Below are 24,011 nucleotides of genomic sequence, written 5' to 3' on the forward strand. Positions count from 1 at the left end.
AAGGAGTGGTGCTCCATGCGTAGAAAAGCCTTTTTCGGGGCTTTTCTCTTTTTGTCCTTTTTTCTGTTGCTTATGACGGTGACCCCAGCCTTGGCTTTTGAGGGAGGGGGCGGGGCAAGTCAAGGCGACCCCCGCGACAGCCGGGCACCGCGGAGCGAGGAGGGCGTCACCTGGTACGTCCGCGCGGTGCCGGTACTCCTGTACAACCCCGGCTCCCTGGAGATAACCAAAGGCCAGGGAGCATGGCCTCTGGCACTTAAGTTCAGGGACGTGGACCTGGTGTGGGGCGAGCTCTGGACCAAGCCGGGATGGGCCAGAGAAGAGACGCGCTTCGGCCTGAACCAGCTTTACATCCCCATCGACCCCGGGATGAGTCCGGCTCCTCCTTCCGGCGACAAGGAGATCCTTGTGCCAGCGGGGGGCTTGGAAGAATACCAGGAAAAACTGTCGCAGTGGGTCCACATTAGGCCGCAGGTGAGAGTCATAGAGGGCGGGACCGTCTGGGCCTCGGACGCGTCCAGCGCGTTCTACGTTTCGGTGCCGCTCCCCTCGCGTGAAGACTTCCTGGCGCAGGCCGCAGGCATGAATGAGGCGCTGGCCGAGAAGTGGAAGGTTTATTTGGCCAGCGACGACCCGAACGCTGATAACGGCCGGATCCCGTCTGCGGACGGGAGCAACAGGAAGTACTACCGCGCCCTGGACGCCTTCAAGCGGGGTGCGACCTACTACTACCACCTGCTCCTGAACCCCGGGCCGCAGTCGGGGAACTGGGCGGTGGCCGCGGAGATAACCCCTTACTACGACGAACCCTCTCCCGACGGGAAGGGGTTCTACCGTGGCAAGGACTGGGCGCAGCATCTGGAAACCAGCCCCGGGATGGTCCCGGGCTTTATCGGGGCTATCACGCCCTGGGCCAACCTTAAGCTGGAAGGGCCTACCGAGGTGGTGGGTGTTCCAGGCGAAGAAAAGGAGGCCCAATTTACAGTCACGTGCGAATATAGTTATCCGTTGAACTTTAATGTAGGGACTATGCGTGAAGGCGAGCAGGCGTACACGAAAGTAAGGGAAGGGCTACAGGTGCCTGCGTGGGGGAAGGTGCCGGTCACCCTTAAGTTCAAGATAGAGGACAGGCCTTATAGGGTGCGGGTCGGTATTTTTTCGCTAGGCGTGTTTGAAGAAGATTATAAGGACAATGATGTTGATGTGGTGGTGAAGCCGGTCCCGCCGGACTTCTACGCCAGGATAGAGCCCGACCGCGCGGAAGGCGAACCTGGGGAGGAAGTGTCGTTTACGGTTACCTATGGTCTCAAACCTGAGTACCCCGTACCGTGGAAGGGGCTCCTAAGGGCATTCCACGTAGCTGGTGGTGAGCATCCTGTTGCTTTAGAACCCCTGGACGGTGCACCTGACCCGGGCGGTCCGGTGGAGTTTCAGCCAGGGCAGGAGTACCGGTACAGGGTGAGGGTGCATGTACAGGAGAGCGCGAGCGAAGTGGTAGCGAAGGTCAACCCGGTGGACACTTCTGAGGATGCGGACTGGAGCGACAACAGGGCGGTTGCCAGGGTGGAGCCGGTATATCCCTGCACGGACATATCGGTGGAAGTATGGGCTGACGAGGTAGGGGTGGACAGCGGCGGCAGCGTGACGGTATTTGTGGTGGTCAGACGGGGCTACGACGGTCCCAGCCGTGAGGTTCCGGTTGATGTGAAGCTGACTTCCGGTGCGGGGGGCACCAAGACGTGGGTGCTGAGCCTCCCGAAAGGGGGTAAGGCGTCCCTGGAGGCCACTTATACTTTGACGGGGAACGGGACCGTGGTGTTCACCGGTGAGGCGTGGCCGCGGGGAGTGGAGGACTGCGTACCGGGGAACAACCGCGGCAGGGTCAGCGTGACGGTGGAGGAGCTCGACCTGCCGGAACCTGAGGACAGGGGGATATTTGTAAGACTGATAAGCTAGAGGCCTGCCGGGCACGGGCCGCACGGGGTTTCGGTTGTGCGGCCCGTGCTTATCTTAATTGAAAGGAGGTAGGACAACTGGGATGGCTGATGCGGCTTTCTTTGCGGGGATACTGACTGCAGGTGCGGTTTTTCTCGGGGGTGCCTATCTTGACGCGCGGGTCAGGGGCAGGTTTTCTCTGGCGAAGCTGTCCGTGGAACGGTTGCAGAGTAGTGTATCGGAGAGCAGGAGTGCTGCGGTGTCCTTCCTGGCTCACACCTTTGGGCCAGCCGTGCTGGTGGTGTTCCCAGATGACGTGAGGCTCAGGACCAGGCAACGGCTTATTCAGGCTGGAATTTACCACATGGATGCCGCCGACTTTTTGGCGCTGAAGCTGGCCGGGTTGCTGGGTATGGTTCTGTTTGTAGTGACCCTAGCGGTAGTTTCGGGCCGGTCCCCTGCGTGGAGCGTCCTGTCGTCGGGTATTGGGTACGTTTTGCCCGAGGTGTGGCTGGACGCCCGGCTCAAGCGAAGGCGTGCGGAGATAGAAAAGGCGGCCCCGGATTTTGCCGTGCTGTTGTCCGCCGTTTTGGCCGCCGGTGGCGTGGGGATAAACGAGGCGCTTAAGGAGGTCGGCGAGAGGATAGGCGGAGAGCTGGGGTTGGAAGTGAAGCGTACGTTTATTGAAATAGCGTCCGGCAAACGCCGGGGTGAGGCCCTGGAAGCGATGGCGGAAAGGTGCGGTGTGGCGGAAATTTCAGAAGTGGTGCGGTGCATACGCTCAGCCGAGCGGTTCGGTGTCCCCATAGCTGAGGCGTTGCGGGATATGGCGGCTCAGGTGTACCAGATGCGGAGGGCTCGGGCCGAAGAAAAGCTGGGAAGGGCGCAGGTGGCAGTGATTGTTCCCATGATGCTGTTTTTTATTCTGCCGCTGCTTTTGATGCTCTTTTTCCCGGCGATTGTCAAGTTATCCGTTGTACTACACACATAGATGGTTGCGGAAAGGAGGTGAACTCCGGTGCTGGGACAGGTGAGGTGGAAGGTACGGGGAATGACTATGGTTGAATACGCACTGCTCGGTGTAGGCATTGCTATTTTCGTGTTTGGAATGGTCATGGCGTTGGGAGGCAAACTAAATGAAGTGTTTCAAACGATAATAAACAAGCTCAGCCAGCTCCGTTAAGAGGTGAGTTTACTATTGGAAAGCGCACCTGTTGTTCGCGGGTGCGCTTTTTTGTTGGCCTGCTAGCCTCAGCGTAGACCAGCAGGTGCGTGTGCTTCCTAGCAGGGACTTGCCTTTTCAGGGTAATGGACGATGAGGCGAGCCCGCGCGGTAGAAAATAGCGGTTTTCCGGCGTGGCTGTTTCAGTCTCCTGTGTCTCGTCGCACGAGGAGTCATCGCACCCCGATGTCACTGGATCGGAGGGGATAATCGTTGCTCTGTTTCACTTTTGGTACCAGATTCTATCAAAAGATAGCAACCCGGCAACAAAGCAGGCCCGAAGTTCACGCTCTCCGAGAGGCCGGGTTATATCCCCACCTGTACGGCTGGCAAAACAGGTGGACCGCGGCTTCTGGAGTCCCGCCCGAAACAGTCGCACACGTGCCCCCAGGGGCATCAACCGGCAGCCCGAAGGCCACCGTCCTCCCCAGTGAACACGTGCCTTCCAAACGGCGGAGTGGTCCGAACGCCCGCCTGCAGGGCTCCCACCCGGAGAGGATTTAGGAAAGGTTGGCACCACTGCCAGCGTGCCGCTGCGCATGCACTCCCAGCAGGGCACCCGGCGGTGCTCAGGGCCCTTAAAGGCCCCTCATCGTTAAAGCCTGCCTTCGCGTGCGCCCACCGCCAGCCAGCACACGTTCCACCAGCACTTTCTCCCGCCGGGCCTCCCCTACCTCCCACGCCCCGTGGACACCCGGGGCAGAACAAATACTGTTAAACTGCGTTCTTTTCGTAATAGCGGCGCAGGAGTATTTCTTTGACCTCCCTGTAAGGCGTGTACCTCGTTATCTCTTCATCGTGCAGCCTGCCCTTCACGTTTATGGCATTGACCTGGTCCGCATCAGCTGTAAAGCCGCACTTGCGGCACTTGAAAACGTCCCCGTCCCGGTTCAGCGGGTCCACCCAGTGGCACACCGGGCACTCCTGGCTGGCATAGGCCGCATTCACCGGACCCGGGTCCGCCACCGAGTTAACGTAGCTCTTGTATTCCAGGTGCTCTTTAGTTATGCGGCGCATCCACAGACTGACCTTCCTGGAAAGACCTTTGCTCTTCGCCTTGCCACGCAGGTGCGACAGGTCTTCGTAGGCTATCACCTTGGGCCTGCGCACCTTAAAGAGCTCATTGAAGGCACGGTTGATCTCGTTCTCGCACCTGCGCCTGTACTTCCCGTGCTTCCTCCTCTGCTTGGCAAAGCCCAGGTTGTTCTTCCTTATGCGCCGCGCCCTTGCCGGGTCCTCTTCCAGGTACCTCCGGTAGAGCGCCCACAGCTTCTGTCGCTTCCTTCCCTTGTCCAGTATGCAGTCCGACATCTCCTGGAGGGCTACGCCGTACTCCGGCCGGTACTTCCTGCCAGCGTCGTCGGTAAACACTTCCGTTATGCCCAAGTCTATGCCCACTTCTTCCTCTCCGGGAGGGTACACCCGCGGGTCCCGGCTTATGTGTACTTCTACCGCCCGCTCATCGGGCAAAAGCACTATCCTCAGGTTGCCATCTACCGCATGTATTCCCGCCAGCGGGACGACCACCCGCTCCCCGGGAGTAAGGGTGGCCACGGCTATGTACTGCCGGTCTTCCGTGCTGAAGACCCGGTACATCTGCTGGTCCACCGCAAAGCTCCGCGCCTTCCTCACCCGGGGCCTCCTCCCCAAAACACGCCGGAAAACACGCCTGAGGTATTTCCGCACCCTGCTCCTCCCGGAGGCGTCCAGGTCTATGTTCTCCCCCGTCACGTCCTCCCCGGTGAAAATAGCCTGTATCCTTCTCCAGTCACGGCCCCCCTTCGGGGGCTTGTACAGCAGCCAGAAGGCATAGTGCTTCTCTTCCCCCGTGAGCCCTTCATGACGGGCGACCAGGTCCTTTACCGCCTCTATGGCGGCCTCCCACTGCCTCTCGAGTGTGTAGAGGGCGTCCTCCAGCGCAAGCTTCCACATGCGGGCCTGCAGCCCGAACGGGCTGGTAAAGCCGCGGGAAACCAGCTCATCACGGAGGGAGCGCTTGTCCCCGAGATAGTGCAGGTATTTGATATGCGCGTACTCCACCAGAAAGGCGTCCTTCTGCCGGGCATACGCCTCAGCGGTCTCCACCAGCTTCGCCCACTTACCGCTGTTCAGGGGCAGGCTCTTCTGCCTTACGGTCCGCTGCACCAGCTATCGCCTCCCGCACCTTTTTTACCAGCTTGCGTGCCTTGTAAGTCCGCTGGCCGTAAAGCTTGGCCGCAAAGTGCTGCACAATGCTTATAAGGTCTTCTGCTAACTCCTGTGCCGGGGACGCGTCCTCCGCCCGGTTGACTACCAGTATCTCGCAGCCGAACTTGGCAAACAGGTCTTCGAAAAACTCAAACCCAAACCGCACCAAACGGTCCTTATAGGCAACGATAACAGTCTTGACTTCTCCCCGCGTCACCATCCCGCAGAGCTTTAAAAAATTTTTGCGCCGGTAGTTGAGGGCAGAACCGACATCTGTGAGTATCTCATCGATTGGTATCCCTCTCCCGGCGGCAAATTCCTTGAGATAGTTCAGCTGGTTCTCCAGGTCGGACTTCTGCCCCGCCGAAGAAACCCTGGCGTAAAGCACAACCTTTTTGGGCTCTTCCCGCTTTTTTAAACCCAACGCGCGGTACAGCATCTCTTCGGTGTACCGGCGCTTGCCAGTGGGCGTCCTCAGGGCCACCAGCTTGCCTTCCCGGTCCCATGCACGTAGTGTAGATACGCTTACTCCAAGTTTCTCGGCAAATTCACGGATGGTATATAGCCTCATGTGTAGCACCACCTGATATCAGTGTATATCAGATAGTGCCATTTGACAATACAACTATTGTCTAATAGTTAACCCGGAAAAAACTGTTGTTACCTCCCAGGACGTAACGGATATATTCGTGGGTGCTTTAATGTCGTCAGTGAAGCGCATTGTAGCGAGTGTGGTAGGATTGCTAGTTCTGCTAGCAGGCTCCATCTTGGTGTCGCGATGGTTCCAATTGGTCCTGAGCGCGCTGGTTGTTTCTGGTGCTGTATGGGTGGTCTGGATAGCTGTTCAAAAGTAGTGAATCGGAGGGGGTATGTGGCGTGCAGTACGTGCTTTATGCCGCAGCCATAGTCTGCCTGGCTTGGGCCGGCTGGTCGGACGCCAGGAGGATGGAGGTACCGGTATTACCGGTGGCAGTGCTTTTCTGTCTTGGTTTCGTAAGGGTAGCATTGTTGCGCGAATGGTATAGTCTTGCAGTACCCCTGGTGACCGTCGTGCTGTGTGTGCCGCTTTATTTGCGCCGTGGCATGGCGGAGGGAGACTTGCTAACCATGCTGGCCCTTACGGGATGGTTTAATGGGTCGGTGTACGCTGTGATAGTGGCGGTTAGCTTCGCTGCCGGAGCGGCATGGGGGGTTATCAGGCTGCAGCGCGCCGGGGAACTGGGCTCGTGGCTGAAGAGAGTAAGCGCAGGCGTATGGGCGGAGGTGCCGGATACAAGCGAGAATGGGTTGAAATGTCCGGCATGCGTTCCCATGGTAAGTGCGATCGCGCTGGTTGCCGGAAGCGTCATGATTGTTCGCATGCTCGGGATGGCAGTTGGCACCCAGCGTTAGCGGGGTGAGGATGTTGAAAGCTTTCTGGGTTGGAGTTGCATTCTTGTATGGGGCGCTCACTGGCAGCTGGCTAAACATGCTGGCGTACCGGCTAGCCCGCGGCATGTCTGTGTGGCGGCCTTCAAGATCTTTCTGTGATGGTTGTGGCAGGACAGTGGGGTTGCTGGAACTGGTGCCGATACTGGGATGGGTTGTGCTCAGGGGAAGGGCCCGCTGCTGCGGGGTGAGGATCAGCCCGGTCTATCCTTTGAATGAGCTGGCGTGGGGGTTGCTGTTCTGTGTAATGTTAATGACACTCTGGTGACATTTTTCCCGAGAGGGCCCTGGCTGCGGCCACCGTATACCGAGAACATTGTAGCAAGATGAAGGAGGGGAAAACGGGTGTGGATGCTCGTTGGGCATATTTAATTGGCTGTCTCTTGCCCTCTCTGGTCGTTATCTATACTGATGCCAGGTACTTTGAGGTCTCAGACAAAGTGGTTATGTTTATTTTGCTGTCAGGTCTCTTGTGGTCAGCGCACGCCGGGGTGCTGTCCGATGCCCTTCTGGGAGCTGGACTGGGGTTTATCTTGTTAATTGGGCCGTGCCTGATGAACCTTGCGGGCGGGGGAGACCTGAAGTATGCCGCGGCATTAGGGGTGTGGTTTGGCCCGGCTGGGCTGGTCCGCATTCTGTTTTGGGCCGCAATCCTGGGGGCTGCGTGGGGCATTTTGTTGAAGCTGCGCCGGGGCAGGTTCCGTGCGTGGCTTGTGACTTTTCTAACGGGGCTGTGGCTTAGGGTCGCCTATAACGTGAGGGGTTCAGTACTGGTGCCGGTCGTAGCGGGGACCCAGTCGAAAAATATACCGGCGGAAGCGGTGCCGTTTTGCGTGTTTATGGCGTTGATGGCATGGATCATCTTTTGGTGTGGGGGTGTTTAAGTTGCGTTTCAGTGTGAAGTCGCCCAAATTTTATGCGTTTAGAAATCAGGTGCCTTTAATAGTTGCGATAGTTGTCGGCCTCGCTGTGGCTCTGGGCAGCGCCCGGTTTTTGCTTGGGTACGCCAAAACGCAGCACGAGACGGTCAGGGTGCCGGTGCCCGCCAGGGATATTGCGCCGTACACGGTCATTTCACCCGGTGACATCACGTGGCGGGATGTAATAAAAGGGGCTGAAGAAGCCGGCGCCGTGCGCGATCCGAGAGAAGTTGTGGGGAGAGTGGCTTTGAGCCCCCTTTACCGCGGAGAGCAGATAAGGAAGGAACGGTTGGCCGATCCTTCTTTCGTGACGGGACGACAAGTGGTGGCCGTTAGTATTGACGTGGCGCGCTGTGTGGGCGGGATCCTAGTGGCGGGCGACCTGGTGGATGTGTGGTGGGTGCCGGACCCGGGCCAGCCGGAGAGGTGGGTGCTGGTTGCGACCGATGCCGTAGTGCTAGACGTACGTGATAGTTCCGGCCGCACTGTGCTGCCCCAGGGAGGGCTGGTACAGCAGGCCATTGGAGGGGTCGTGCAGTCTTCTCCATCCAACCCGCCGGCCGTGGCGGTGTTGGCAGTGCGGACTGAGGAAGTGCAGAAGGTTATTGGTGGCGCCTCGCCCAAGTCCCAGTTTGTTGTGCTTGCGAAAAAATTCATCAGCAGCAATGCGGGAGGGATAAGTGCAAATGCAAATCTCAAGGGGAACACTGAAACAGAATCTCCGGCGGGAGCGCGCCGGTAAGATGACCTTTGAGGAAGGTCTGCGTCTAGTGCAGAGCGAGTTCATGGACCCGGAGGTCTTGGGGGAAGAAGAGGCGGCACGCAACAGGAGGGCAGCAGAGGACGCCATGGCGGGCGTGCCGGGCAGTCGCGAGACAGTGATCTCCCTGCTGGTTTCCTTTCTGTCGGACAGGGGGATAGAGATCAAAGAAATGGATATGCAGCTGGCGGCTTATGAAATATACCGTGAACTGTGGGGCCTCGGGCCCCTGGAGGAAATATACTGCGATCCGGAAGTGAACGAAATCCAGGTAAACGCACCCGACAGGGTTTACGTGCTCAAAAACTTGAGATTGGAGTATGTACCCGGAGTGCGGTTCCGGGACGATGACCACGTTATGAACCTCATTGCCAGGCTGGTCATGCACGACCGGGGTGTGGCGCTCAACAGGTCTAACCCCACGGTGGAGTCTATGCGCAAGGACGGTACCAGGATAACTGCTACCTGTCCGCCGGTGTCCGAGCACGTGACCTGTACGCTGCGTAAGCACCTTCGTCGCGTTGTTTCCTTCGAGGAAATGATATCTCGGGGAGTACTGGACGAAAAAGGGCGCGACCTGCTGAGGCTGCTGGTTAAGGGTCGGGCGAACATAGCTGTCATCGGCGGCGTGGGTAGCGGAAAGACGACGCTGGTGCGCACTCTGTGCGGGGAATTCGACCGGCGCGCGAGGATAGTCGTGCTGGAGACCGACCGGGAACTCCAGCTTGCCCGTAATTACCCGGACCGGAACGTGATAGAGCTGGAGGAACATGCAGAAATAGGCCGCACTTTAAAGAGCATCTTCCGCGTGGTGCTGAGGTATTCGCCGACGGTAATAATCGTAGGGGAGTTCCGGGGAGAAGGCGAGGCATCCGAGGCCGTGCAGGCCTGCGAGCGCGGACATGATGGTTCGATCACTACCGCCCACTTTAATTCCGCCCGCCTGTTCGTGTCGGGTACGGCGAGGATGCTGCTAAGGGAGGGGCTGAACCTGCCCAGGGATGCTGCTGAAGAGATGGTGGCTTCCGCCTTCAACGTGGTGGTGAAAATGTTCGGCGATTCCACTCGCGGGGTTATGAAACTGGAGGCGATTACCGAACTGATTCCGGGAACCCCTGTGATCTACCGCGACCTCTTGCGGTGGGTTCCGTCCGGAAGCGACTACCTCGAGGGCAACTGGCAGCTTGTGGAGCGTCCGAGCGAAGAGCTCATATTACGCCTGAACAAGTACGGCGTAAGCCGTGAGATGCTGGAAGAGGTGTATAGGCGGTGCTCGTAACGGCGGCGCTTCTTGCTTTTGTTTGCGGCCTCGCATCCGCTGCAGGTTCCTTTACGCTGCTGCTCTTCAGGCTGTCCGGGAAGGAAGCCCTGCGTGCGCGCTTGCGGAGGCTGGCCGCTACTGGTGTCGGTTTGTCGAGCGTACTTGAAAGGTGGTCCGTTCGCGCCGGTAGGGGCATGCGCGAAAGTATTTTCAGCGTATCGAACCTGCCGTATCTGATCTTGCTGGGCCTGTGTTCCGCCTGCGGCCTGTGGTTTGGAATTTTTTACCTGCGCAACCCTCTGGCCGGTATTATCCTGGCCGCGGGCGGTGTCGTCTTCCCCGAGCAGGTCCGCAGGCTGCGGAGGAGGGCAAGGAGGGAAAAAGTCATTGAACAGCTGGGGGCGGCAGTACGCGTTTTCAGTGCTGAGTATTCCGACACGCCTCATCCGGTGAAGGCCCTGGCGGCAACGGCGGCTAAATTACCCGACCCTGTGGGAGGTATCCTCCGCAGGACGGTATCCGGCCTGACTGCCGCCAGGAATTCCGAAGACGTTGACGTGGCACTGATAAACATGGGGCGGGAACTCGGTGGAGAATATGGCAAAATGTTCGCGCAGTTAGTGCGGCTGTCTTTCGAAGATGAGGCCGTGAAACCCCTCTTTAGTAGGCTCGCGGCACGGATTACGGCACAGCAGGATCTGGTGCGGAAAAACAGGCTCGAAATTTCGGTAGATAGGGCCCTGGCTCTCATCCTCAACCTTGCTGTTGTCCCGGTCTACTTTATAGTGGTGCGGACAGTGCCTGAAGCAAGCGAATTCTTTCATGCAACGGCGGCGGGTAAAGGCGTGATTGCCCTCTGTCTTTTCTCTGCTGTTGTGGGTAGTCTGCTGGATATAGTTATCGGAGGAGTGGACGATGGTTAGGCAGTTGCTGTTGGTCTGCTTTCTCATAGGAACATGGGTAGCCATCGGAGCAGCGGTGCTGCTCTGTGCGAGGTCTCTGGTTGTGCCCGTCCGGGTGCGGTTCCTGGATAAGCACGTTGCTGGTTTGAGAAGAAACGTTATTGGCTTTGTGAGTTCACGTCGATTTCCTGCCGTTTCAGGAAGCAACATGCCTTTTCTTATAGGCGGCGGAGTCGGGATGTGCGTCGCGGCGGTCTCGACCTGGGGGTCCCCGGCTTTCATGAGTTCCCTTGGGATAGGGGCATGTGCGGGTGCCCTCGGGGGATGGCTGGTATACAGCAACATAAGGGAGACGCGGCGGCTGCGCCTCCTCCGGGAAGTGGCCATCCTGTACGAAGCCGTGGACTTTTTTACTCTTGTAGGTTACACCATTCCCCAGGCGCTGCGGCTCGGGTCTATTGCCACTCCTTCCTTGCGAGCCCACGTAGAGAGGTGCCTGGCCCGATATTCACGGGACAGGGTGAGAGCGCTCGAAGAGTTCGCCCGCGAAGTGAACCTGCCGGAGGCAGCACTGCTGTCCTCGGTGCTGGTGCATGCAGAAGAAGCGGGCATGTCCATGAGCCGAAGCGCCCTCCAGGAAGAAAGCCGCAGTCTGGAAGAGCTGCGGCGCAGCCTTTCGGAACTGCGCGTGGTTAGCAAGCCTATATATTTTGCTGTGTACCGGGGTCTGCCGCTGATAGCCGTAAGCAGCCTGCTTGTGGGCCCTCTGGCCTACAGGCTGGTTGTTATGTTGAAAATGTTCAGTACTCTGCAATGAGGAGGTGAGACAAAAATGGAACTGAGATCCCAAAGAAAGGAGGTGAACAGGGTGCGGGGCCTAGTAGCGAAGTTTGTGAGGCTTTTCCGGGACAACCGCGGCATCACCACAGCGGAGGCTCTCATCGTCGCCGCTCTTCTAGCTATACTGGCGCTTGCTACGTGGCAGAATTTAAAGAATTACACGAAGGCTGCAGCAGACACGATTGGAAGCAAAGTCAACAATGCCGTGGGTAGTAACAACCCATCATGGTAAGGCAAGGGATATCCCCTTGCCTTACTTTATTTCTACTGAGTTTCAGGAGGTGGTTTGAACATGCTGGTTTTTTTCGCAAAGCTTTTGCACCAAAACCGCGGGATCGCCACTACGGAACTGCTGGTCCTGACGGGCGGGATAGGACTTTTGACCGTCATGGTATTAAAGGTGGTGATGCCTGCTCTGGCCGCTGCCCACGATACCGTACTGAGCAGGATAACAAACATTGCGGGTTCCGGTTACTGAATGATTGCCGGGGTGGCGTGGTGGACTTTTTACTGGTTGCCATTGTTGTCTTTTTCATGATTTTCGCAGGGGTTGACTATTACATTGTGCTGGCCCAGCACAAAATAGCGGAACACATCATGCATTACTATTTGGAGAGGGTCAGAATAGAGGGGTATCTGACTTCCGCAGACGAAGCGGAAATGATTTCCAAATATGCGTCTGTGGGAATGACCGTAGAAGACATACAGTGTCCCCGGGAGTCGCGGGGCGACAGCAGGGTGCTACGCAACGTGCTGAACCCGGACGCCAGCAGGATAAACTTTACTGTCACCGTGAAGCCGCCCTGGAGGCCCCTGACGGTGGGACTGCTGATCGGGGCGTCTGCAGCGCCTGACACTTTCAGGATAAAGGTGGGAGGGAGCGTGCTCAGTGAGAGGACGAATCCTTAAGGACAACCGGGGCTTCGCGGTGCTGATGGTGTTCCTTCTGCTAGTACCGATGCTGCTGCTGGCTATGGAGGGGATGGTCAACCTTAATACGGCGGTGACCGTTTCGGACGTGGACCTGCAGGAAGCTGTAGCGTTTGCCGTGAAGGCGGCCGCCATGCAGGTGACGCCAGCTTCGCAGGCCAGCGGCCATCCGCGAATAAACGCGGAGCGGGCGCACGCCGCCTTCCGTGAGATTCTTGCCAAAAATTTGGGTTTCGACCCGAATACAATGGTTCCCCTGCCAGGGTTGTCCTACGCTTCGGTGCGGTATACCCTGGTCGTGTACAACGGGTACGATGATTATGTTTTCGAAAATGCCCCCGGTGCGAAGGCGTTCCGCTTTGACGGCGCTGTGGGGACTGAATATGGTTTCCCCTATTCGGGTTTCCCCGCTACCTTTACGGTTACGCCGGCTGACATCCTGTGGGGTAGCGCGGGAGGCAGGATGGTGACGCTGCCAAGTCCTGGGGCGGTGGCCGTGGTTGAAGCGGAAGCAAAGAAGATTTTGGGTGTGGGAACATTGCGGACCGTGAGGTGGGCGGCCGCGCGGATAGTCTGCGTGGAGGGAACATGCTCTGTACGGTAGGTTTTTGCATGTCACGTTGACAAGTAGGGCATCCGCGTTCCTGGCGCGGCTGGTATATCAGTGGGGGATGTACAGTGTCCGGTAGGGTATTAGGGTCCAACAGGCTACAAGGGATAGGTGCGGTCTTGGCAGGTGCCCTGTTTGCCGGGGTTTGTCAGATGTGGACCGCTGACCCTGATGTGTTCTGGCACCTGAAGGTAGGGGAGTGGATAGTTCGGAATCGGTCTGTGCCGGTATCAGATGTTTATTCGTGGACGGCTTACGGCCAGCCCTGGACGGCCCACGAGTGGCTGTGGGAAGCCCTCATGTATACGCTGTACTGTAAATCGGGGTTCTGGGGGCTCTGGCTTCTTGTGTTGGTTTCTGCTGTGACCTGCGGGCTTGTATTGCGGGGAGCCCTGGTAGGTCGAGTGGAAAGCCCGGCGGTAGCTTCACTGGCTGGGAGCTTTGCACCTCTTTTGCTGGTGGTGTGGCTTAAACCGTGGCCCCAGGCAGGAGTTTACATTCTCTTTTCGGTATATCTACTGCTTTCTTTCCGGGAGGCTTGGGGAAAAAAAGAAATCGTACGGGTTTTTTTTCTGGCTATAATATGGAGCAATGTCCACTCTTCGGCTGTTATGCTACCCTTGCTATTGTTGGCAGAAGCAGTGTGGTGGAGGTTTATTGGGGAGAGTGTAAAAGCACGAAAATTGGTTTGGGCTTTCCTGGGGGCCAGTGCCGGGACGCTATTGAACCCTCACGGGCTGGCCTTGTGGGGGTACGCCGTTCGGGAGGGGCTGTTGTCTGGTGAGTACCGGAAACATATAGCCGAGTGGATGCCATTTTTCTTCGGTGATTATGTGCTGGCGGGGGCTTTTCTGGCCTGCGTTTTTGTGCTGTTTATCGGTGTTGCGCAGGGGAAAGCTAACACGCTGGCCTTCTGGAGGGCGGCAGGTTTCTGGGTGATGGCCCTGAGATCCAGGATATATATGCCTTATGCGGTTTTGAGCACTATGGCCTTTGCGGGCGTTTTGGAGGTCAGGGTCCGGGAACAGCTTTTAAGAATAGTTGTCGCGCTTCTCGTGGCCTGGTCGGTTTTTGTGGTAGTTGCTAGGGGCGTTCCCAGCAGTTTAGAACAGGTGGCGGAAAAGGGACGTTTTCCCGTAGCCGCGGCGGAGTTTGTGAAGGCACGGGGATATCAGAGGATCTTTAACGATTATGCCTGGGGAGGATACCTGATTTTCAAAGAGATTCCCGTTTACATAGACGGGAGAGCTGACCTTTACAGGTACAAGCGGATTTTTAGTACTTACATGCAACTTCCGGACACTGAAGAAGTGGGACGGTGTATCGTGGAAACCGGAGCGGAAGCCGCGCTGGTGATCAGGGGCTCTTTCGTTGACCGTGTACTGGAAGAATCGCGTTACTGGAAGAGAATATATTGGGATGAAGTCGCCGTGGTGTATGAGCCGGTACCAGCTATTCGCTCAGATTAGGACACTAGAAGATCTTGCTTTGGAGTCTTGCTGGTCGGCATTTTGTCCGGCCTTTTGTTTTTTATTAGGGGGGGGATTCTCATTGTTGAGCATAGTGATACCAGCTTACAATGAGGAAGGCCGCCTGGCGGGCACGTTGAAAGCATTGCGGGTGTACTTTTCTGGCCAGCGGTACGAAATCGTTGTGGTAGACGATGGCTCCTATGACCGTACAGCACAGATCGCTAGAAGCTTTGGTTGCCGCGTGGTGCAGCACTCATGCAACCTGGGCAAAGGTGCAGCAGTAAAGTCCGGTGTGATGGCGTCCACCGGGGATCCGGTACTGCTAACAGACGCGGATTTGGCAGCTCCTATTTCGGAATTTCCGAAGCTGGAGGCAGCGCTGGCAAGAGGTGCGGATATCGCTATCGGTTCCCGTGAGGCGACTGGTGCTAAGGTATGTAGGGCTTCTTTCAGGCGGAAGCTGGCGGGAAAAGTGTTTAACTTGATGGTTCGGTCGATTACTGGGCTTCCCTACCGCGATACCCAGTGCGGGTTCAAACTGTTTCGGGGGCATGTCGCAAGGGCGCTTTTTTCTCATGCAAAGTGCAGCGGATATTGTTTTGACGTGGAGGTTCTGGTACTGGCTCGTGAGATGGGGTTAAAGGTAGAGGAGGTAGGCGTGGAGTGGTACGACATGCCAGGTTCGAAGGTGAGGATGTTAAGGGATGGGTGGAGAATGTTTGTGGAAGCAGTCAAGATCCGGCGGAGTTTCGCAGGCGCCTCTTTGCTGGAAACAATTGGTACTTCCGTGCAAGGAGACACTTTTTGGCCGGGCTAATTTCCCGTCACATGCCATCTGGTTCACAGATTTTGGACGTAGGTTGTGGAGATGGTTGGCTCGCAGAGGAATTGCCGCAGTACTGTTGGAAAGGCGTAGAGTTGGATCCGGTTTTACTGAGGAGAGCCCTAGCGAAAGGCATAGCGGTGGTGGCGGGTCGAGCTGAGGAACTGCCGTTTGCGAACGGGTCTTTCGATGGTGTGTGCCTCCTGGATGTGCTGGAACACCTGGTAGACGACCGGAAGGCAGTGGAGGAGGCCTGGAGGGTTCTGAAGTGGGGTGGGTTGCTGTTTGTTTCTGTCCCGCTTCATCCAGCACTTTGGTCGGCACACGATGAAATGTGCGGCCACTTCCGGCGCTATCGGAAGAAAGAGCTTAGGCGCATGTTGGGAGAGTGTGGTTTTCGAGTTGTTGCCGAGAAGTATTTTGTTTCGCTTCTGCAGCCTGCAGTCTGGGTGATACGGAAACTCGGTTGCAGCGGCTCGGCAAGGCTACCCGGGATTTTGGACCGACTAGCAGAGATAGTTTTGCTGGCTGATGCGGCATTAGGGCTCCCCTTCGGTTTGACGGAGGTGATCGTTGTGAGCAAATACCCTTAAGCCGCTGGGAGCCACTTGCTTTTTGCCTTGCTTGCTACATCATTTCTCGTCTTTTCGTGGTGGGAGTAGCTTATGCCATCTTCTACGCCCATGAGGAACCCCCAGCACCACCAGGGTATGCGGAAACCCAAGGCCCTCTGGACAAGGGGCTGTTAAACGTTCTGTTTTTCTACGACGCAGTGCACTACTTGAGGATAGCTCAGGAAGGGTACTCTTTGGAGGAAACACCCTGGTTTCCTCTGTACCCGTTGCTGATCCGGCTCTCAGGGGGAACGGCGGCTTCAGCAGTCACCATATCAAACATCTGTTTTTTTACGGGGCTCGCTGCCATTTACAGGCTGGGGCGAAGAAGGGCCGTGTTGCTGGCTTGCGTTTCTCCCATCGGGATCGTCTTTTCGGCAGCCTACGCGGAATCGCTGTTTTTCTGCCTGGCCGCCTGGTTTCTCTTGTTTCTTAGAGAGAAAAAGTGGTTTTCAGCGGGATTTGTGGCGGGATTGGGGGCGCTGAGCAGGCCGCCTGGCTGGGCGCTGGTCGGAGCACTGTGCTTGAGCGCTCTGCACAGGAGGGGTCGTGCGGAGCTTGGTGCGGCAGCGTTGGCTTTGGGGCTAGCTGCTTTGTACCCGTTTTACCAGTTTATTGTTTTCGGGAATCCATTTATGAATTCGGTCGTGAGCGAAGCCATTTTTTCGCGCCGTCTGATGTTCCCCTTATGGGGTACTTTACACGATGTGACCCGGCTCCTGTCGGGGGCGTTCGATCCCGGGATGGCTACAGTTGTATGTCTCAATTTGCTGGGTTGGTTGTGGTTAGGGGCCGGAATGGTGGTGCCAGACGTTGCGGTTCCTGGCGCTCTATACGTCATTTTTGTGCTCTCCTTCCCTATCACGAAACCTGGCTACATGCACGCGACCCACGCACTGCTCCGATATGCTTGTGTTTGGCCTGGTGCGTACTTGGGGTTGGCAAGGGCTTGCCGTACTGCTGCCTGGGTTGTCTCGGCAGTCGCGGGTTCGGCCGCGGTGGCTTTGTTTGTTTCGCTCCTCGTGGCGTATAAGTGCTTTGTTTTTTAACCACAAGCTGCGGACCCTGAGGCGGCTTGCGGTGTTGAAAGGAGTGTTGCCGCGTGTGGACGGGGTTATTTCGCATCAGTTGCAATAACAGCAGGGCCAATGTAACAGGTCGAGTTTCATCAATTGTCGTCGTAGGCACCATACTTGTTGTCATTGTCCTCATGGTACCCGGGGTTACTTTCCGTTTGAAGGCGGGTGGCGCGTCTGTCACGGCCGAGGCTTATCTTCGCGCCGTGGCCGAGGGTGAGGTTGCTGTTGCCCGACAGATGTCTTTAGGCAGAGTTGCAGAGTTTGCTTCTAGGCTGGAGGACAAAGACTTAGCAGCTAAGGTAGAGGAAGTGAAGGCTGAAGTTGTGGCTTTGTCTGATGCCTGGGCCAGGGTAGAGGCAGTGGTAGAACTTACCTTGAAGGATGGCACTGCAGACGTAGGATGGTATGAGTTGGGACTGTTGAAGGAAGGCGGGGTGTGGAAGGTTTATTCTTTTAGGGAGATAGGTCCGCGAATAGAAGGGAGTTGGGTTGGCAATCAAAAGAAAGAGGACTTGTATGAGGTGGAGGCAATATTCAAGGGTTACATGGATGACCTCGCCATGGGGCGTTATAAAGAGGCGGCCCGTTGGCTGGCAGGGCCGGCTTTGAGGGAGCACCTGAAGGCAGAGCCGGTGCTGGGCAGAGGGAAAATCGTAGACCGGGTAGAGGAGGTGAGTTTCAGGGTTATCGGCCGCAGGGGAAAGCTTATGGTCGTGGAAGCCCGTTACCGTGTGGGAGGCAGGGACGTCCGGGTAGCGGTTACCGCGTACCGTACGGTAGTCGGGTGGAGGATGGTTGAAATAGCTAAAGTGTGAAAAAGTGGAAAAAGCATGAAAAAATTATGCAAAAAGGAGTGGCTTTCATGTATGCTCTGCACAGATCTAAAACTTTGAACGCAACTGTTGCTTTTTGCTGGTATTTTTCTGGGTTGCAAGTTAGCGCCGATCGTTTCCAGAGTAGTGGCGCTGTAGCTGATGATATGAAGGCAATAATAACGCCTTTGTAGCTGTCCTATGTCACTGAACAGATTACCTAGCTGAAGGCTGGCTACACTGGCACTATCACTGAGATGACCGTTCAATAATGGCAAGGTGCTTAAGTAGTATAGGGAGTTGGGGTAGTTAACTTTGCAGGAGGACCGTGGTGACGCAGGGGGTACTGTGGGCAACACGGCCCTTTGTTTCTTGGGTTATTTTTGGGAAAGGAGTGAATTATATGCATGGGTTGTCCAGAAAGGTCACGAAGGTGAGCATTGCGGTATTGCTCGCGCTCTTTATGGTGCTCAACTGTTTTTCTATTGTTAGCTTGCAAATGGCCTATGCTTCGGTAGTTCAGCCGATGATATCGGCTGGAACCTACCATTCTCTCGCACTAAAGTCTGACGGCACCGTTTGGGCGTGGGGGCAAAATTCCTATGGCCAGCTAGGAGACGGCACGACAACCAACCGTTATACGCCAGTTCAGGTTCAGGGCCTTTCTGACGTTGTGGCTGTAGCGGCTGGTGGTGGTCATTCTCTTGCCTTGAAATCTGATGGCACGGTGTGGGCGTGGGGGGCAAATAATTATGGCCAGTTGGGCGACGGCACAACGGCCAACCGTTATACGCCGGTGCAGGTTCAGGGCCTTTCTGGCGTGGTGGCTATAGCGGCTGCTCTTGGTAGTCATTCTCTTGCTTTAAAATCTGACGGCACCGTATGGGCATGGGGATACAATTACTATGGCCAACTAGGAGATGGCACGACAACCAACCGTTATACGCCGGTTCAGGTTCAGGGGCTTTCTAACGTTGTAGCTATAGCGGCTGGGGGTTCTTATTCTCTTGCTTTAAAATCTGATGGCACGGTATGCGCATGGGGATACAATGGCCAGGGCCAGCTAGGCGATGGCACGACGACCAACCGTTATACGCCGGTTCAGGTCCAGAACCAGAACCTTCAATCCAGCGTGGTGGCTATTGCGACGCATGGCAATCATTCTCTTGCTTTGAAATCTGACGGCACCGTATGGGCGTGGGGAGCAAACGCCTATGGTCAGCTAGGAGACGGTACGACGACCAACCGTCTTACGCCGGTTCAGGTCTGGAACCTCTCCGGCGTAGTGGCTATAGCGGGTGGCGGCAATCATTCTCTTGCTTTGAAATCCGACGGTACCGTGTGGGCGTGGGGATATAACGGCGCTGGGCAACTCGGCGATGGCACGACGATCAGTCGTTACACGCCGGTTCAGGTTCAGGGCCTTTCTGGTGTGGTGGCTGTAGCGGGTGGCAGCAACCATTCTCTTGCTTTAAAATCCGACGGTACCGTGTGGGCGTGGGGGCAAAATGGCTATGGCCAGCTGGGTGACGGAACTACAACGAATAGGACTACTCCGGTACAGGTGTTGAATTTAAATCTTGGACCCTGGATAACGAGTATCACGGTAACGCCTTCTCCGGTGAACCTCCCGAAGGGCAGGACGCAACAACTCACAGTGGTGGCGAACTATTCAGATGGTTCGAGCCAGGACGTTACAAGTTCGGCCACTTATAGCTCCATGAACCCCTCGGTAGCGAGCGTGTCTTCTTCCGGTCTGGTCACGGCGGTGAACACAGGAAGCACCGCTATCACGGTAAGCTACGGGAGTTTGTCAACCCAAGTACCCGTTACGGTGACCGCAGCGGTGGTAGACAGCCTTACGATAACCCCGTCTTCTGTGACTCTCCCGAAGGGCGGAACGCAGCAGTTGACGGTAACGGCGAACTACTCGGACGGTTCTAGCCAGGATGTGACCGGTTCGGCGTCTTACAGCTCCAGCAACCCATCGGTAGCAACGGTATCTTCTTCCGGGCTGATATCAGCGGTTGAGGTCGGCAGTGCTGCTATCACAGTTAGTTACGGTGGGAAGACGAGCGAAGTACCTGTGCAGGTCACAGCTGCCCAGGGTGGTCCGCTGATTAGCGAAATTAACGTTCTCGGCGGGGTCGCTTATGAGGTGAACGGCAGAGAGGTATGGTACGTGAATAGTGACATAGTCTCCATTGAGATTTCTTTTGTTCTGAGCGGAACTTATCACCTGCGATATGACCCGGGCAATGGTTCATGGCTGGGTTGGTACACCCGCAACGGATCCGGAGTTGTGGAAACTGTGGTTCTGGCCAAGGGGATAGGCGCTAACCTGGTGAGGATAGAGGCCGAAAAGGACGGTAATACCGACTACAGGGAGTTAATCATAGTGGTGGACCAGGTATCCCCAAGTATCCTTAAGCTGCGGGGGTTCAGAGGGGCTACGGCTACTAGTGATCCGAGTGGTACTGCTATTTTGGAAATCAATGTTACCGACAACCTGCCCGGTCAGCTTTATTACCAGTACCAGATAAACGGAGGCATTCCCTCTTCTTGGTTCTCGTTAACTGGTGGAACCATAAGTATTCCTGGTCTCAGTCCTGGAGCAAATAGTATAACAGTGAATGTAAAAGACCAAGTGGGCAACGTGTCTTCGGCTACCATAACGATATTTCGCATTTAGTTTTGCCTCAGATCTGCGACGGTTTTTCAGGTTGGAGGGGTTGCGTTAAGGTGTAAGAGATATTTTTTGGTGCCAGGTTTATCGTTTGGGAATTAATTGTTTTTGTATGGAGGTGATAAAAGATGACCAAAAGTGGTATGCGTACGCTTTTTCTTGTAACGTGTTTGATTTTATCTTTTGTAACGGCATGGGGGTTGGAGCCTAAAACGGCAGTTGCGGCAACATCCGTTACGTATAGTTCGCCAGTTGCGGATCAAGTATGGGATACTTCTCCCTACTTTCCTCCGAATCCCAACGCTGAACCTTTGTGGGTGTGTGCTTACCATTATGCTTCGACTTTTCGATATGTTAGGTCAGGAATAAAGTGGAATACCTACCCGTTCAATACTGCTGATACATCGTGGTATGAAGTGCAATCGATTAAGGTTCGTCTCTATTCCACCAAAGCGTATGCATCAGACCCGTCACATATAAGTTTTAGCGTGAGCAGTATTAGCACTGATTGGTCGGAAAGCTCGGCACAGCAGTTACCCTCCACTGGTGCTTCAACTCCGGTTCCTTTGCCAACTCAAGCTAATACGTATTATGAATGGTCAATAGCTGACTCGTGGGATCAAACTAATCGCAAGAACGCGGTCAAATACGGGGTACTGTTATTTGCAGGTGTTAAGTATTACAGCGGTGTCTTGCAGGGCAGCGACACTGCGGAATATTCTTTTCCTTCTAGAACGAACGCTAATTCAGCTTATCATCCAAAGCTTACCTTTACCTTTACCATCGTCAAAGCCCCTTTTGTGGCGGGTGCTTCCGCGACGCAGAACTCCATTACCCTGAATATCAACCGCAATGGCATTCCCAGCGGTGTTAACATCCATGTCTACCGAAACGGAAATTTGGTGGGAACAATAAGCGATGCCAGCAGTGTTTTTACCGACACCGGTCTTCAGCCAGGTACATCTTACACTTATACACTGCGGGCCGAGTATTTGGGAGAATGGGGACCTGTGTCTCCTGCTTTCTCCTACCGTACCGTTCCCCCTACTCCTTCTGCGCCTAGTGCTTCTACAAGCATTATTCGCTGGTCACAGACGGTTGGCCGCGGTCGCGTGGTTCTAACCTGGCCTGCTGTCAACGGTGCCACAGGGTACAAGGTCTGGGTGTTTGACGGCAACACCTATCGGGGTTTTGATGTGGGTAACACAACTACTTGGGATTCTTCGGCAGCAAAGATTTACCCTGATCCCAACTGGCTTGGCGTACAGCCGGATAACAGCATCAGCTCTGATCCGTTCAACCATCAGGGAGCAGGCTTCGACCTCCAGGATGATCCGAACCTTTTGTACCGCAAGACAGTGGGCACAGCTTACGATAATGCTCATAATTATTGGTTCAGGGTTTCCGCCTATAACGAGTCCGGCGAAGCACCCATGAGTGGTGCTTGTACGGTGGCTCTTCCTCTGGCCACTGACCAGGAGCCCCCATCCGTTTCCGTGAGCGCTACATCCAAGCAGGGGTTCAAGAAGACATATACTCCCGACATCTATGTGGCGGTAAGCGCCTCAGACTCTTTGTCGAAACTCAGGAGCATAGAGCTTTCTAATGACGGTGTGAGTTATACCAGACTCTATGAAGTGCCGCTCAATCCAGACGGGAGCACTTCTGTTGGTAATTATTCCGGTATCTTTGAGTGGACTGTCCTGCCGGGGGCTGAAACGAAGATTATCTACGTGCGGGTTGTGGACGCCGTGGGCAACAGTACGGTTGCCACTGACGCCGTTGTTTTAGCTGAAGATGTGCTGCCTCCCAGTGTTCAGCTAAAGATTAATGGCGGAGCTGAGTTTACCACACAGCCCTTGGTTACCCTTACCCTTTCTGCTTACGATAATACTTCACCAGTTTCCCAGCTGAAGATGCGGTTTAGTAATGATGGTAATTTGTGGTCACCTTGGCAACCGTTCCAGGAAAGTATGCTGTGGGACATAGCGAACGGCCTCTACGGAGGTAGTGGCTCCGCTGGAATAAAGAAAGTGTACGCTCAGGTTGTGGACCAGGCAGAAAATGTGGCCTTGGTTGTAGCACAAATTGGATATAATCCGAACCCGCCGAATGGTAGCGTTACTATTATGAATGCTCGTCCCGGGATCTGGGAGGGCGAGCTTGCATTTTTTATCACAACGGACAAGCCCTCAATTGCTCTAAACATTCCCGGTGCTGTCCAAATGCGTTTCGATTTAGGAACCGGAACCTACTCTGACTGGGAAAGCTACGCTATCCAAAAGACAGTCCTTCTGCCCAAGTACCAGGGCGCAGTTAGACTTCGTGTTCAGACAAAAGATGCTTATGGAGTCATTTCGAAGGCTTCAGACCTCCTGGTAGTGGTAGATTCAGTGGCGCCCACTATCCAGCGCTTGCGCGGTTTGAACGGGGCCACGGCGACGACTTCTTCCAGCATAACGCTAGAGATAAGCGCGACGGATAACCTGCCCGGGCAGCTTCAGTACCAGTATCAGGTGAATGGTGGTAGCTGGTCTTCTTGGGCTAACCTTTCGGGAAACACAATAAATGTTTCTGGCCTTACCAGTGGGGCCAATAGGATAGCTGTAAATGTAAAAGATCTGGCGGGCAATGTATCTTCAGCTACTGTGACGATATTCCGTATATAGCTTTACCCCGGCACTGCCGGGGTTTTTCTTTTGGTTGGAGGGGGTGTTGTTGACGGCACGGAAAATACTTCTCGTTTTGGCCCTAGCGGGGCTTTACTTTTTCTTGCGGGAAGGACCGGCGGTTGCGGCCACCTGGGGCTACGGCATAACTGTTTCCAACACTCCTGGCACTATTGGCAGTTCTGCCACGCATTTGAAACAAATTGGGATTGGGGCTACTTGTATGCCTATGTAAACGGCAATTGGCAACAGGTGGCCTGGAATAGCGGGTCGTGGGACTATTAGGTAGATCTCCCTGCTAACACTAGCCAGATTAAGATCAAGCTGACTACCAACTTCAGCTACTTATCGATCCCTACTTACGTTGCGGAAAGCTATCTCCGGGCTTTGGCGGGTGAGGATGTTGCGGCTGCCAGGGAGGTGTCCGTAGGCGGTGCCGCGGACGTTGCTTCTAGGCTGGAGGTCAAGGACCTGGCGGCCCAGGTTGTGGATATGAAGGTGGAGGTCGGAGCCTATTTCAGCAGTTGGGCGAGAGTTCTTGCTACCGTTGAGCTGACCTTGAAAGACGGCAGTCTGGATGTAGGCTGGTACGAGCTGGAGCTGGTGAAAGATGGCGGAGCATGGAAGGTGTACGGCCTGGGAGAAGCTCCTCCCGCGGTGAAGAGAAACATGGGCGTACTGTTCGAATGGGCACGTTGGTTGCCTCTACTTGGTAATAGTACAGAAGAGAGGGTACTTCAGGAGGCCGGAGCAGTATTCAGGGGTTACCTGGACGACGTGGCCGCGGGGCGGTATAAGGAAGCGGCACGGTAGCTGGCGGGGCCGGCTCTGAGGGAGCACTTATCAGCTGAAAGTGTCCTA

The 24,011-nt window shown here is 55.6% G+C and carries 26 protein-coding genes; 24 read left to right on the forward strand and 2 right to left on the reverse strand.

Going from position 1 to position 24,011, the window contains the following annotated elements; genetic code table 11:
- Positions 1-15: 15 nt before the first annotated feature.
- From B9A14_RS07650 to B9A14_RS07660, 3 genes are all read left to right on the forward strand, one after another.
- The gene (locus B9A14_RS07650; protein WP_084665124.1) at positions 16-1,956 is read left to right on the forward strand and encodes a hypothetical protein; all 1,941 of its coding nucleotides are present in this window, start codon (positions 16-18) and stop codon (positions 1,954-1,956) included.
- A 193-nt stretch (positions 1,957-2,149) separates the two neighbouring features.
- The gene (locus B9A14_RS07655) at positions 2,150-2,926 is read left to right on the forward strand and encodes a type II secretion system F family protein (protein ID WP_172839085.1); all 777 of its coding nucleotides are present in this window, start codon (positions 2,150-2,152) and stop codon (positions 2,924-2,926) included.
- 27 nt (positions 2,927-2,953) lie between these two features.
- Positions 2,954-3,118: a Flp family type IVb pilin gene (locus B9A14_RS07660; protein ID WP_084665126.1), complete on the forward strand. Its 165-nt coding sequence runs from the start codon at positions 2,954-2,956 to the stop codon at positions 3,116-3,118.
- Between the two features lie 753 nt (positions 3,119-3,871).
- Here B9A14_RS07660 and B9A14_RS07670 read toward each other — a convergent pair.
- Both B9A14_RS07670 and B9A14_RS07675 read right to left on the reverse strand, forming a co-directional pair.
- The gene (locus B9A14_RS07670) at positions 3,872-5,197 is read right to left on the reverse strand and encodes a zinc ribbon domain-containing protein (protein WP_172839208.1); all 1,326 of its coding nucleotides are present in this window, start codon (positions 5,195-5,197) and stop codon (positions 3,872-3,874) included.
- 58 nt (positions 5,198-5,255) lie between these two features.
- Positions 5,256-5,915, reverse strand: a complete 660-nt coding sequence (locus B9A14_RS07675) for an IS607 family transposase (protein WP_084665129.1) — start codon at positions 5,913-5,915, stop codon at positions 5,256-5,258.
- A gap of 305 nt (positions 5,916-6,220) precedes the next feature.
- Between B9A14_RS07675 and B9A14_RS07680 the strand changes: the two genes are divergently transcribed.
- The 21 genes from B9A14_RS07680 (at position 6,221) to B9A14_RS07780 (ending at position 23,963) form a co-directional block, all read left to right on the forward strand.
- Complete coding sequence (locus B9A14_RS07680) at positions 6,221-6,736, forward strand: prepilin peptidase (protein ID WP_084665130.1); 516 nt, start codon at positions 6,221-6,223, stop codon at positions 6,734-6,736.
- 10 nt (positions 6,737-6,746) lie between these two features.
- Complete coding sequence (locus B9A14_RS18260) at positions 6,747-7,040, forward strand: prepilin peptidase (protein ID WP_084665131.1); 294 nt, start codon at positions 6,747-6,749, stop codon at positions 7,038-7,040.
- Between the two features lie 58 nt (positions 7,041-7,098).
- Positions 7,099-7,656 carry a prepilin peptidase gene (locus B9A14_RS07690; RefSeq protein ID WP_084665132.1) on the forward strand — a complete coding sequence of 186 codons (558 nt, stop codon included), beginning with the start codon at positions 7,099-7,101 and terminating at the stop codon, positions 7,654-7,656.
- A gap of 1 nt (position 7,657) precedes the next feature.
- Positions 7,658-8,434, forward strand: coding sequence for a Flp pilus assembly protein CpaB (cpaB, locus tag B9A14_RS07695; protein WP_172839086.1), 777 nt, complete (start codon positions 7,658-7,660; stop codon positions 8,432-8,434).
- On the forward strand, positions 8,379-9,731 hold the full coding sequence (locus B9A14_RS07700) for an ATPase, T2SS/T4P/T4SS family (RefSeq protein ID WP_084665134.1): 1,353 nt from the start codon (positions 8,379-8,381) through the stop codon (positions 9,729-9,731). Before cpaB ends, B9A14_RS07700 begins: the two co-directional genes overlap by 56 nt.
- 176 nt (positions 9,732-9,907) lie before the next feature.
- Positions 9,908-10,636, forward strand: coding sequence for a type II secretion system F family protein (locus B9A14_RS07705; protein WP_157109846.1), 729 nt, complete (start codon positions 9,908-9,910; stop codon positions 10,634-10,636).
- A gap of 259 nt (positions 10,637-10,895) precedes the next feature.
- Positions 10,896-11,432, forward strand: coding sequence for a hypothetical protein (locus tag B9A14_RS07710; protein ID WP_084665136.1), 537 nt, complete (start codon positions 10,896-10,898; stop codon positions 11,430-11,432).
- 15 nt (positions 11,433-11,447) lie between these two features.
- The gene (locus B9A14_RS07715) at positions 11,448-11,687 is read left to right on the forward strand and encodes a hypothetical protein (protein ID WP_084665137.1); all 240 of its coding nucleotides are present in this window, start codon (positions 11,448-11,450) and stop codon (positions 11,685-11,687) included.
- A gap of 60 nt (positions 11,688-11,747) precedes the next feature.
- Positions 11,748-11,933 carry a hypothetical protein gene (locus tag B9A14_RS07720; RefSeq protein WP_084665138.1) on the forward strand — a complete coding sequence of 62 codons (186 nt, stop codon included), beginning with the start codon at positions 11,748-11,750 and terminating at the stop codon, positions 11,931-11,933.
- Positions 11,934-11,953: 20 nt separating this feature from the next.
- Complete coding sequence (locus B9A14_RS07725; protein ID WP_084665139.1) at positions 11,954-12,364, forward strand: hypothetical protein; 411 nt, start codon at positions 11,954-11,956, stop codon at positions 12,362-12,364.
- Positions 12,345-12,989: a hypothetical protein gene (locus B9A14_RS07730; RefSeq protein ID WP_084665140.1), complete on the forward strand. Its 645-nt coding sequence runs from the start codon at positions 12,345-12,347 to the stop codon at positions 12,987-12,989. Before B9A14_RS07725 ends, B9A14_RS07730 begins: the two co-directional genes overlap by 20 nt.
- A 74-nt stretch (positions 12,990-13,063) precedes the next feature.
- Positions 13,064-14,464, forward strand: a complete 1,401-nt coding sequence (locus B9A14_RS07735) for a hypothetical protein (RefSeq protein WP_084665141.1) — start codon at positions 13,064-13,066, stop codon at positions 14,462-14,464.
- Positions 14,465-14,558: 94 nt separating this feature from the next.
- Positions 14,559-15,284: a dolichyl-phosphate beta-glucosyltransferase gene (locus B9A14_RS07740; RefSeq protein WP_231968008.1), complete on the forward strand. Its 726-nt coding sequence runs from the start codon at positions 14,559-14,561 to the stop codon at positions 15,282-15,284.
- Positions 15,272-15,883, forward strand: a complete 612-nt coding sequence (locus B9A14_RS07745) for a class I SAM-dependent methyltransferase (RefSeq protein ID WP_084665143.1) — start codon at positions 15,272-15,274, stop codon at positions 15,881-15,883. The genes B9A14_RS07740 and B9A14_RS07745 overlap by 13 nt, the downstream gene beginning before the upstream one ends.
- Before the next feature lie 59 nt (positions 15,884-15,942).
- Entirely contained in the window at positions 15,943-16,953 is a 1,011-nt protein-coding gene (locus B9A14_RS07750; protein ID WP_172839087.1) for a glycosyltransferase family protein, read from the forward strand.
- A gap of 53 nt (positions 16,954-17,006) precedes the next feature.
- The gene (locus tag B9A14_RS07755; protein WP_157109848.1) at positions 17,007-17,798 is read left to right on the forward strand and encodes a hypothetical protein; all 792 of its coding nucleotides are present in this window, start codon (positions 17,007-17,009) and stop codon (positions 17,796-17,798) included.
- Entirely contained in the window at positions 17,795-17,989 is a 195-nt protein-coding gene (locus B9A14_RS07760) for a hypothetical protein (protein ID WP_084665146.1), read from the forward strand. Before B9A14_RS07755 ends, B9A14_RS07760 begins: the two co-directional genes overlap by 4 nt.
- A 269-nt stretch (positions 17,990-18,258) precedes the next feature.
- On the forward strand, positions 18,259-20,487 hold the full coding sequence (locus B9A14_RS17410; protein WP_422938472.1) for an RCC1 domain-containing protein: 2,229 nt from the start codon (positions 18,259-18,261) through the stop codon (positions 20,485-20,487).
- 794 nt (positions 20,488-21,281) lie between these two features.
- Positions 21,282-23,150: a fibronectin type III domain-containing protein gene (locus B9A14_RS07770; RefSeq protein ID WP_157109849.1), complete on the forward strand. Its 1,869-nt coding sequence runs from the start codon at positions 21,282-21,284 to the stop codon at positions 23,148-23,150.
- A 43-nt stretch (positions 23,151-23,193) separates the two neighbouring features.
- Positions 23,194-23,385, forward strand: coding sequence for a hypothetical protein (locus B9A14_RS07775; RefSeq protein WP_172839088.1), 192 nt, complete (start codon positions 23,194-23,196; stop codon positions 23,383-23,385).
- A gap of 185 nt (positions 23,386-23,570) precedes the next feature.
- Positions 23,571-23,963, forward strand: a complete 393-nt coding sequence (locus tag B9A14_RS07780; protein ID WP_157109850.1) for a hypothetical protein — start codon at positions 23,571-23,573, stop codon at positions 23,961-23,963.
- Positions 23,964-24,011: the final 48 nt, after the last annotated feature.

This window comes from Thermanaeromonas toyohensis ToBE (genome assembly GCF_900176005.1).
In the GTDB taxonomy this organism is placed as follows: domain Bacteria; phylum Bacillota; class DSM-521; order Neomoorellales; family Neomoorellaceae; genus Thermanaeromonas; species Thermanaeromonas toyohensis.